Source organism: Clostridium sp. C8-1-8, from assembly GCF_009928445.1.
Taxonomy (GTDB): domain Bacteria; phylum Bacillota; class Clostridia; order Clostridiales; family Clostridiaceae; genus Clostridium_AR.
Map to the genome: position 1 here is coordinate 1 of NZ_JAABNO010000076.1, position 1,117 is coordinate 1,117.

Consider the following 1,117-nt stretch of genomic DNA (forward strand, 5'->3'; position numbering starts at 1 on the left):
CTAAGTGCTTAGACTAGCATCCAATAGCTAGCACACTCTATCTTCCTGCGTCACTCCATCGGTAATAACGATTTGCAGTGGTATCGGAATATCAACCGATTGTCCATCACCTACGCCTTTCGGCCTCGGCTTAGGTCCCGACTAACCCTCAGCGGACGAGCCTTCCTGAGGAAACCTTAGGTTTTCGGCCACTAGGATTCTCACCTAGTTCTCGCTACTAATGCCAACATACTCACTCGTAATCAGTCCACCGCTCCTTACGGTACGACTTCAGCCCGATTACGACGCTCCCCTACCCCAGTAGATTAAATCTACTAGCCGTAGCTTCGGTGATAAGTTTGAGCCCCGAACATCTTCGGCGCAGGATCTCTCGACTAGTGAGCTATTACGCACTCTTTTAATGAGTGGCTGCTTCTAAGCCAACATCCTAGTTGTCTTAGAAATCCCACATCCTTTTCCACTTAACTTATACTTTGGGACCTTAGCTGACGATCTGGGCTGTTTCCCTTTTGACTACGGATCTTATCATTCGCAGTCTGACTGCCGGACTAATACTATATGGCATTCGGAGTTTGATAAGGTTCAGTAAGCGATATGCCCCCTAGCCCATTCAGTGCTCTACCTCCATTAGTCATATCCGACGCTAGCCCTAAAGCTATTTCGGGGAGAACCAGCTATCTCCGAGTTCGATTGGAATTTCTCCGCTATCCACAGCTCATCCCATGGTTTTTCAACACCAACGTGGTTCGGTCCTCCACGAAGTTTTACCTTCGCTTCAACCTGGCCATGGATAGGTCACCCGGTTTCGGGTCTACGGCATGCAACTATTCGCCCTATTCAGACTCGGTTTCCCTTCGGCTCCGTACCTTAAGTACTTAACCTCGCTACATACCGTAACTCGTTGGCTCGTTCTACAAAAAGCACATCATCACACACATATGGTGCTCTGATCGGTTGTAGGCACACGGTTTCAGGTTCTATTTCACTCCCCTCCCGGGGTTCTTTTCACCTTTCCCTCACGGTACTTCTTCACTATCGGTCATCAAGTAGTATTTAGCCTTGGGAGGTGGTCCTCCCTGCTTCCCACAAGGTTTCACGTGTCTCGTGGTACTCTGGA

At 49.1% G+C, this 1,117-nt stretch carries 1 rRNA gene; it reads right to left on the reverse strand.

Features of this window, described 5'->3' with window-relative positions:
- Positions 1-1,117 (reverse strand): 23S ribosomal RNA (locus GXK57_RS26180); the annotation flags it as partial.